Origin of the sequence: Sphingopyxis sp. KK2, assembly GCF_001990265.1 — a bacterium.
Taxonomy (GTDB): Bacteria; Pseudomonadota; Alphaproteobacteria; order Sphingomonadales; family Sphingomonadaceae; genus Sphingopyxis.
In genome coordinates, this window is the sequence record NZ_LYVN01000155.1 from 1 (window position 1) to 9,038 (window position 9,038).

9 protein-coding genes are annotated in these 9,038 nt (G+C 68.3%); 7 read left to right on the forward strand and 2 right to left on the reverse strand.

The window, feature by feature from the left end; all coding sequences use genetic code 11:
* The 5 genes from B1A78_RS18595 to B1A78_RS18615 form a co-directional block, all read left to right on the forward strand.
* On the forward strand, positions 1-1,083 hold a 1,083-nt coding region (locus B1A78_RS18595; RefSeq protein ID WP_077148395.1), incomplete at its 5' end, for an efflux transporter outer membrane subunit.
* Complete coding sequence (locus B1A78_RS18600) at positions 1,083-2,231, forward strand: efflux RND transporter periplasmic adaptor subunit (RefSeq protein ID WP_077148396.1); 1,149 nt, start codon at positions 1,083-1,085, stop codon at positions 2,229-2,231. The genes B1A78_RS18595 and B1A78_RS18600, both read left to right, overlap by 1 nt.
* An 8-nt stretch (positions 2,232-2,239) precedes the next feature.
* The gene (locus tag B1A78_RS18605) at positions 2,240-3,787 is read left to right on the forward strand and encodes a DHA2 family efflux MFS transporter permease subunit (protein ID WP_077148397.1); all 1,548 of its coding nucleotides are present in this window, start codon (positions 2,240-2,242) and stop codon (positions 3,785-3,787) included.
* A 191-nt stretch (positions 3,788-3,978) separates the two neighbouring features.
* Entirely contained in the window at positions 3,979-5,031 is a 1,053-nt protein-coding gene (locus B1A78_RS18610) for a rod shape-determining protein (protein ID WP_077148398.1), read from the forward strand.
* A 73-nt stretch (positions 5,032-5,104) separates the two neighbouring features.
* Positions 5,105-5,575, forward strand: coding sequence for a hypothetical protein (locus B1A78_RS18615; protein ID WP_077148399.1), 471 nt, complete (start codon positions 5,105-5,107; stop codon positions 5,573-5,575).
* Here B1A78_RS18615 and B1A78_RS18620 read toward each other — a convergent pair.
* Entirely contained in the window at positions 5,566-6,591 is a 1,026-nt protein-coding gene (locus B1A78_RS18620; protein WP_077148400.1) for an adenosine deaminase, read from the reverse strand. The genes B1A78_RS18615 and B1A78_RS18620 overlap by 10 nt on opposite strands.
* A complete protein-coding gene (locus B1A78_RS18625) occupies positions 6,584-7,159 on the reverse strand; it encodes a phosphoribosyltransferase (protein ID WP_083734311.1) in 576 nt (191 codons plus the stop codon). Before B1A78_RS18625 ends, B1A78_RS18620 begins: the two co-directional genes overlap by 8 nt.
* Positions 7,160-7,268: 109 nt before the next feature.
* On the opposite strand from B1A78_RS18625, the gene B1A78_RS18630 reads away from it, so the two are divergent.
* Entirely contained in the window at positions 7,269-7,709 is a 441-nt protein-coding gene (locus tag B1A78_RS18630; protein ID WP_077148402.1) for a DUF983 domain-containing protein, read from the forward strand.
* Positions 7,702-9,038, forward strand: a 1,337-nt coding sequence (locus B1A78_RS18635; protein ID WP_077148403.1) for a PLP-dependent aminotransferase family protein, incomplete at its 3' end; no start/stop codon positions are given. The genes B1A78_RS18630 and B1A78_RS18635, both read left to right, overlap by 8 nt.

The window sequence follows — 9,038 nt, forward strand, 5'->3', positions numbered from 1 at the left end:
AATATGGGCGTCCCGCCGCAATTCGTGTCCGACGGGATCGAGGATACCGGCCGCCTCGCCGCGACCTTTGGCTTCGATCTCGACCTGTGGGGCAAGAACCGCGCGTCGCTTGCCGCGGCGACGTCGGAGGCCGAGGCGGCGCGCGTCGACGCCGCGCAGGCGCGGCTGATGCTGACCACCGGGATCGCGGCGGCCTATGCCGACCTTGCGGGCCAATATGCCGCGCTCGACGTCGCCAATGAGGCGGTGCGCGTGCGCAGCGCGAGCGCCGAGCTGTCGGCGCAGCGCGCGGGCGCGGGACTGGAGAATCTGGCGAACCAGCGGCTTGCCGAAAGCCGCGCCGCGGGCGCGCGTGGCGATGTCGTCGCGCTGGAGGAAGCGATCGCGCTGACCCGCAACCGGATCGCGGCGCTGGTCGGCGCCGGCCCCGATCGCGGGCTGGCGATCGCGCGGCCGACGCTGGCGGCGCCGGCGATCGGCCTGCCGCCCGAGGCCGGGATCGCGCTGGTCGGGCGGCGACCCGATGTGGTCGCGGCGCGGCTGCGCGGCGAGGCGGCGGCGAAGCGCATCGACGTCGCGAAAGCCGATTTCTATCCCAATATCAGCCTGTCGGCGCTCGTCGGGCTGCAATCGCTTGGGCTGTCGAATCTGTTCAGCGCGGGCTCCGAATATGGCAATGGCGGGGTCGCCTTCACGCTGCCGATCTTTGACAGCGGACGCCTGCAGGGTCGCTATCGCGATGCGCGGGCGGAGTATGACGTCGCGGTGGGCAATTACGACAAGGTGCTGATCGCTGCTTTGCGCGACGTCGCCGATGTCGTCGCGAGCCGCAACGCCAATGCGCGGCAGCTGATCGAGCGGCGCGCGGCGCTGGCGGCGGCGGCCGAGGCGTCGAAGCTGGCGGGCCTGCGCTATCGCGCAGGCCTGTCGAACCAGATCGTCGCGCTGACCGCTGAGGACAGCGCGGTCGCGCTGGCGCGGTCGGTCGCCGACCTCGAAGCACGCCAGCTGGCGCTCGACATCACGCTGATACGCGCGCTGGGCGGCGGCTATCAGGCCAAGACTTCAACAGGAGACAGATGATGGCCGACGATACGGCTGCGATCCCCGCCGATACCTCCCCCGAACCCACCGCGAATAATGGCGCCAAGCGCGCCAAATTCCTGCGCATTCTGCTCCTCGTCGTGGTCGTTGCCGCGCTGATCTGGGCGGCGTGGTATTTCCTGACGCAGGCGGGGCGCGTGCATACCGACAACGCCTATGTCGGCGCCGATTCCGCCGTGGTCACTGCGCTCGTCGCGGGGCCGGTCGCCGAGGTCCGTGTCGCGGGCACGCAGGCGGTGAAGAAGGGCGACATCCTTGTCATCCTCGACGCCAGCGACGCGAAGCTCGCGGTCGCCGATGCCGAAGCGGCGCTGCGGCTCGCGCGCCAGCGCTATGGCCAGGCGGGCGCCAATGCCGATGCGGCGCGGGCGCGCGTCGTCGCGCGCGGCGCCGATGTGAACCAGTCGCGCGCGCGGCTGCGCGACGCCAATGCGGCGGTCGAAAAGGCGCGCGCCGAACTGGCGCGGCGCGAGAGCATCGCGGGCACCGGCGCGGTGTCGGCCGAGGAAATCACCGCGGCGCGCGCGGCGCTCCAGTCGGCGACCGCTGCACGCGATCTGGCCTCTGCCGCCATAACCTCGGCGCAGGCGACACAGGGCTCGGCGAGCGGCGACCTCGGCGCGGCGGAAGCGCTGGTGCGCGGGACGACGATCGACACCGCGCCCGACGTGGCCGCGGCGCAGGCACGGCTCGAAAAGGCCGAGCTCGACCTCGCGCGCACGGTGATCCGTGCGCCGGTCGATGGCATCGTGACGAACAAGCAGGTGCAGGTCGGGCAAAGGATCGCGGCGGGTGCGCCGATCATGACGATCGTCCCGATCGCGACCGCCTATGTCGACGCCAATTACAAGGAAAGCCAGTTCAAGGATATCCGCATCGGCCAGCCGGTCGAACTGGTGTCGGACTATTATGGCGGCGATGTCGTGTTTCGCGGCAAGGTCGTCGGCATCGCCGGCGGCACCGGCGCGGCCTTTTCGCTGATCCCGGCGCAGAATGCGACGGGCAATTGGGTGAAAGTGGTGCAGCGCCTGCCGGTGCGCATCGCGCTCGACCCGCGCGACGTGAAGGCGCATCCGCTGCGCGTCGGGCTGTCGATGGAAGCGACGATCGACACGCGCGGGAAATGAGCTGAACCATGGCCAGCGCCGCCGCCCCCAGCATCCTGTCCGAAGAGCCCGCGCCGCTGACCGGGGTGCGGCTGTTCGCCGCTGCCTTTGCGCTCGCGCTCGCCAATTTCGTCGTCGTGCTCGACACGACGATCGCGAATGTCTCGGTCCCGCATATCGCGGGCGGGCTGGCGGTGTCGCCGACGCAGGGGACATGGGTGATTACCAGCTATGCGGTCGCCGACGCGATCAGCGTGCCGCTGACCGGCTGGCTCGCGATGCGTTTCGGGACGGTGCGCTGGTTCCTCTATTCGATCGTCGGCTTTGGGGTCTTTTCCTTCCTCTGCGGCATTTCGCAGACGCTCGACGGCCTCATCATCTTCCGCATTTTGCAGGGGCTGTCGGGCGGGCCGCTGATGCCGCTGTCGCAGATCCTGCTGCTGCGCATCTTTCCCAAGGAGAAGGCCGGGATCGGCCTCGCGATCTGGGCGATGACGACGACGACGGCGCCGATCCTGGGGCCGATCCTGGGCGGGTTGATCAGCGACAATTGGAGCTGGCCGTGGATCTTCTTTATCAACCTGCCCGTCGTCGCGCTCTGTTTCTTCGGCGTCGCGAGCCTGCTGCGGCCGTTCGAGACGAAGAAGGCCAAGGCGCGGATCGACACGATCGGGCTGATCCTGCTGGTGCTGTCGGTCGGCGCCTTCCAGCTGATGCTCGACACCGGGCGCGAGCATGACTGGTTCGAATCGACATGGATCGTCGGGCTCGCGATCGTCGCCGCAATCGCCTTTGCCGCCTTCGTTATCTGGGAACTGACCGACGAAAATCCGGTGGTCGACCTGCGCGTCTTTCGGTTCAGGGGATTCAGTTTCGCGACGATCGCGATCTCGCTGGGGTTCGGCGCCTTTTTTGCGCAGGTGGTGCTGACGCCTTTGTGGTTGCAGCAGGTGGCGGGCTATACTGCGACCGAGACGGGCTATATCGTTGCGTGGATCGGGGTGTTCGCCGTGCTGTTGTCGCCCGTCGCCGCGGGGATGATCGGCAAGATCGATATCCGCATTTCGATCAGCGCGGGTATCCTCTGGATGGCCTTCATCTCGATCCTGCGCGCGAGTTGGAACGCCGATGTCGATTATTGGACGCTGGCGCTGCCCCATCTGTTGCAGGGCATGGGCATGCCCTTTTTCTTCGTCGGGCTGACGGCGCTCGCGCTGAGTTCGGTGCCGCCCGAGAAGCAGACCTCGGCGGCGGGGCTGATGAGCTTCTTGCGAACGCTTAGCGGCGCGATGGGGACCGCGGTCGCGACCTCGGCCTGGGATACGCAGAACCGTGTCGCGCGATCCGAACTGGTCGGCCATATGAACGGCACCGCCGAGACGATGGACCTGCTGCAGCGCGCCGGGCTGACGCTCGAACAGGCGCGCGCGGCGATCGAGCGGCTGGTCGACGTGCAGGCGGCGACAATCGGGGTGCTGCACCTGTTCCTCGCCGCCGGCGTGGTTTTCGTCGTCGCGGCGGCCGCGGTCTGGTGCGCGCCGCTGCCGAAGCAGGTGTCGATGGGCGCCTCGCACTGATGCGTCCGGGCGCGGGTCTTGCACGGCCCGGCGCGGGTATTTCGTTCGATCCTGATTAACCAACGCTCCGCCTATGGCGGGCGTTGACGCGGCGCGGTGCGCGGCACAATCCGGGCGTGACAGGCGCGGGGGGCGTGATCCCGAAGCGGCTGATTCCCCCTTCAAACCAGATCAAGGTCGCCTTTTCCTCTATGAAGTTCTTCCATAATTTCGGCCAGAGCCTCGGTACGTCGGCGCATGACATGGCGATAGACCTCGGCACCGTGAACACCGTCGTCTATGCGCGCGGACAGGGCATCGTGCTCAACGAACCCTCGGTCGTCGCGCTCGAGACGCAGAATGGCGTGCGGCGGGTCAAGGTCGTCGGCAACGACGCCAAGCTGATGATGGGCAAGACCCCGAGCAATATCGAGGCGATCCGCCCGTTGCGCGACGGGGTGATCGCCGACATCGACGTCGCCGAACAGATGATCAAGCATTTCATCGACAAGGTGCTCGGCGGCGCGAGCCGGCTGCGGCGACGGAGCAATGTCGTGATCTGCGTGCCGTCGGGATCGACGATGGTCGAGCGGCGCGCGATCCGCGACGCCGCCGCCAATGCGGGCGCGGTGTCGGTGCAGCTGGTCGAGGAGGCGCTCGCCGCGGCGATCGGTGCCGGGTTGCAGGTCGCCGAACCGCGGGGCGCGATGGTCGTCGACATCGGCGGCGGCACGACCGAGGTCGCGGTGCTGTCGCTGAGCGGCATCGCCTACAGCACCTCGGTGCGCGTTGGCGGCGACAAGATGGACGACATGATCTCCTCCTATATCCGCCGCAAACATAATCTGATGATCGGCGAGATGACCGCCGAGCGGGTGAAGCTCGCGATCGGCTGCGCGGTACCGCCCGAAGGCGAGGGCATGGTGATCAGCGTCAAGGGCCGCGATCTCGTCAACGGTCGCCCGGCCGAGATTCGCGTGTCGGAGGCCGAGATCGCCGAGGCGCTCGCCGAACCCGTCGGGCAGATCGTCAGCGCGGTGCGCGCCGCGCTCGAACAGACGCCGCCCGAATTGTCGGCCGACATCATCGACGAAGGCATCATGCTGACCGGCGGCGGCGCCCTGCTCGGCCGGATGGACGAGGCGATCGCGCAGGCGACCGGGCTCGACGTGCGCGTCGCCGACAACGCGCTGATCTGCGTCGCGATCGGCGCAGGGCAGGCGTTCGAGGAACCCGCCTATCATGGGGTGTTGATCGCCGGCTGACGCGCCCGGTCCGGCCGGTCACCTCTTGTTAGTCACCGGCGACTAGCATAGGGGGCCGAGCCGAGGAGCGGACGTGCGCCAGACTTATCCCTTGCCGATCCACCATAGCTGGCCGCTCTATGAGCGCGCGCGGCATTTCGAGCTCGGGCGGCTGCACGATTATGACGCGGGTCTCGCCATCGCCGACGCCGGGCGGCGGGTGCCGCCGGGGCTGCCGCGACCCGGCGAATGGAGCTGCGACCTTGCGGACAACCGGCTGAGCTGGACGAGCGAGGTCTTCACGATCTTTGGCCTCCCCGACGGCGCGCGCATTTCGCGCGACGAGACGGCGGCGCTCTATTGCGAGCCGTCACGCGCGGCGATGGAGACGCTGCGCGCCTATGCGATCCAACATCGGCGCGGCTTTACCCTCGACGCCGAGATCGCCCCCGTCACCGGCGAACGGCGCTGGATGCGGTTGATCGCGGCGCCGGTGTGCGAGGGCGGCGAGGTCGTCCGGCTGCACGGATTGAAATTTATCGTTCCCGCCGGGGGTCAGGCGTAGGCGTCGATCGCGGCAAGATGCTTCGCCTTTTCCTCCGCGCCGAGGAAGGAGCCGGCGAAGCTGTTGCGCGCGAGAGTGACGAGGTCGGCCTTCGACAGGTCGAGCGCGTCGGCGACCGCCTGATAATTGGCGCCGACATAGCCTCCGAAATAGCTGGGATCGTCGCTGTTCACCGTCGCCGCGAGGCCGGCGTCGAGCATCGTCTTGAGCGGGTGCGCGGCGATGTCATCGACGACGCAGAGCTTGAGGTTCGACAGCGGGCAGACGGTGAGCGTCATCCCCTCGGCGGCGAGACGCGCGACGAGCGCGGGATCCTCGAGGCTGCGGTTGCCATGGTCGATGCGGTCGACCTTGAGCAGGTCGAGCGCTTCATGGACATATTCGGGCGGGCCTTCCTCGCCGGCATGGGCGACGATCTTGAGGCCCAGACCCTTGGCGCGCGCGAAGACGCGGGCGAATTTCGAGGGCGGGTGGCCGACTTCGCTGCTGTCGAGGCCGACGCCGTCGATGCGGCCCAGCCAAGGGAGCGCTTCGTCGAGCGTCGCTTCGGCCTCGGCCTCGCTGAGATGGCGGAGGAAGCACAGGATGAGCTTCGAGCTGATGCCGTGCTGCGCCTGCGCATCGTCGAGCGCGCGGGTGATGCCCGTGATGACGGTTTCGAAGGCGACGCCGCGTTCGGTGTGGCCCTGCGGGTCGAAGAAGATTTCGACATGGCGGACATGGTCGGCGTGCGCGCGCGAGAGATAGGCGGCGGTGAGGTCGTAAAAGTCCCGCTCGGTGAGCAGGACGGCCATGCCTTGGTAGTAGATGTCGAGGAAATCCTGCAGGTTCGAAAAGGCATAAGCCGCCCTGACTTCGTCGACGCTGGCGAAGGGGATGGCGATGCCGTTGCGCTGCGCGAGTTCGAACATCAGCTCGGGTTCGAGGCTGCCCTCGATATGGAGGTGGAGTTCGGCCTTGGGCAGGCCGGCGATGAAGGCGGCGCGATCCTGCGCCGAGGTGAAACCGTCATGCATCGCGCTTGCCCTCCTCGCGCAGGATGATCGCCGCCTCGGGCTTGTGGCGGCGGATTTCCTCGATCGTCAGCCCGTCGATCTCGTGCGGGAAGATCAGCCACTGGTCGGTTTCGTGGACGAAATAATCGGGCTTGAGATCGGTGACGTTGCGGCGCGGCTTGTAATAGACGGTGGCGATGCGGATGTCGCGCGGCATGTTGTGGCGGCAGCGCGCCTGCAATTCGGCGATGAAGGCCCGGATGCTTCGTCCCGAATCGAAAACATCGTCGATGATGAGCAGCCGGTCGGTGGGATCGAGCGTGTCGATGAGATAGCCGAGCGCGAAGACCTTTACCTGCGCATCCTGCCGATCGATGCCGTGGTAGGAGGAGGTACGGATCGCGATATGGTCGCAATGCTGGCCGTGATAATCGAGCAGTTCCTGGACCGCGATGCCGACCGGCGCCCCGCCGCGCCAGATGCCGACGAGATGCGTCGGTTTGAAGCCGCTGTCGACCACCTGCATGCCGAGGCGCAGCGAATCGGCGAGCAGCTGATTCGCGTCGATATAGATTTTCTCGTCGCTCATGGACCGGGGGTAATCGCCCCTCTCGCGCCCCGCAAGGCAGGGACTCGACATTTGTTATGTCTGCCATTATGTATGGCATTGTGTATGGATATGATGAGGTAGCGAGTCGATGACGGGCGAGCTTGAAGGTCGCGAAAAATGGCTGTGGATCTATCGCACGGGGCTGCATGGCCAATGCCCGCGCTGCGGCGAAGGCAGGATGTTCCGGCGCTGGCTGAAGGTCAGCGAGCATTGCGAGGTGTGCGGGCTCGATTATGACTTCGCGGCGCCCGACGACGGCCCGGCGTTCTTTTCGCTGTGCTTCGTCGCCTTTCCGCTGCTGTTCCTCGTCGTGTGGTTCGAGGTTGCGGCGAACCCGCCCTGGTGGGTGCATCTCTTCACCTCGCTGCCGCTGATGATCGTCCCGTGCCTGCTCGTGCTCCACCCGATCAAGGGCTGGCTCGTCGCGTCGCAATATGTGAACAAGGCGCAGGAAGCGGGCACCGACGCGCTGTGGGCGGGGCTGAACGCGCGCGCGAAGGGGAAGGCGGCAAGCGAGAGTGATGCCTGAAAGCTGGGTTCCCGATCTGGGCGCGACGCCGGGCGCCAAATATCTGGCGATCGCCGATGCGATCGGCGCGGCGGTCGAGAGCGGGCGGCTACGCGCGGGCGACCGGCTGCCGCCGCAGCGCGACCTTGCGGCGCGGCTGGGGGTCGACCTGACGACGGTGACCAAGGGGTATGAGCAGGCGCGGGGCCGCGGGCTGATCGCGGCGCGCGGGCGCGCGGGGAGCTTCATCCTGCCGCAGGACGCGATCGCGGCGGGACCGCCGCCGCTCGACACGGGCATGAACATGCCGCCCGAGGTCGCGGGCGGGTCGCTGCTCGCGGCGTGGGAGCGCACGGCGAGTGCCCTGTTGCGCGCGCCGGGCGCGGGCGGGCGGCTCCATTATGTGCCCGCGGGCGGGCGCGCGGCCGACCGCGCGGCGGGCGCCGCGATCATCAGCGGCATGGGGCTGGACTGTTCGGCCGACGAGGTGATCGTCACCGCGGGCGCGCAAAATGCGCTGCACGCGATCGTCGCCGCGACGCTGAAAGCCGGCGATGTCGTCGCGTGCGGGAGCCATATCTATTCGGTGTTCCTGCAGCTCGCGCGCAAGGTCGGGCTGACGCTCGCGCCGCTCGCGGCGATGGACGGTGATGCGCTCGAAGCGCTGTGCCGCACCACGAAAGTCGCGGCGCTCTATGTGGTGCCGACCAACGACAATCCGACGACGCGGACCCTGGATGCGGGCGAGCGGCGCGCGCTCGCCGAGGTGGCGCGGCGGTACGGGGTGCGGATCATCGAGGACGACGCCTATGGCCGACTGCCCGCCGAGCGCATCGCGCCGCTGAGCAGCTTCGCGCCCGAGTTCGGCACCTATGTGGCGAGCTGTTCGAAGATATTATCGCCGGCGCTGCGCGTCGCGCATGTCCGCGCGCCGTCGGTGCGCGACGCACTGGCGCTCGCGGCGGCGGTACACCGCAGCTGCGTGATGGCGCCGCCGCTCGACGCCGCGTTGGTAACCCGCTGGCTGGAGGACGGCAGCTATGACCGGCTGGCGGCCGAGACGCGCGCCGAGGCGGAGGCGCGGCAGGCGCTGGCGGCCGGGATATTGCCCGCGGGTTCCTATGCCGCGCATCCGTGCGGCTATCATCTGTGGGTGCCGCTGGCGGCCGGGACCGACCAGGGCCGCATCGCCGAGGCGCTGCGGGGGGCCGGGGTCACCGCGATCACCGCCGACGCCTTTGCGGTGGGCGAGGGCGGCGGCGCGGCGCTGCGTGTGTCGCTCGGCGGCGCGGTGACGCGCGAGGCGCTGGCGCGCGGGCTGACGATGCTCGAGATGGAGCTGGCGGGGTA

Coding starts and splice junctions, on each gene's coding strand:
- B1A78_RS18600 (WP_077148396.1), top strand. CDS start 1,083: ATGGCCGACGATACGGCTGCGATCCCCGCCGATACCTCCCCCGAACCC.
- B1A78_RS18620 (WP_077148400.1), bottom strand. CDS start 6,591: ATGCATGACGGTTTCACCTCGGCGCAGGATCGCGCCGCCTTCATCGCC.
- B1A78_RS18605 (WP_077148397.1), top strand. CDS start 2,240: ATGGCCAGCGCCGCCGCCCCCAGCATCCTGTCCGAAGAGCCCGCGCCG.
- B1A78_RS18625 (WP_083734311.1), bottom strand. CDS start 7,159: ATGAGCGACGAGAAAATCTATATCGACGCGAATCAGCTGCTCGCCGAT.
- B1A78_RS18610 (WP_077148398.1), top strand. CDS start 3,979: ATGAAGTTCTTCCATAATTTCGGCCAGAGCCTCGGTACGTCGGCGCAT.
- B1A78_RS18630 (WP_077148402.1), top strand. CDS start 7,269: ATGACGGGCGAGCTTGAAGGTCGCGAAAAATGGCTGTGGATCTATCGC.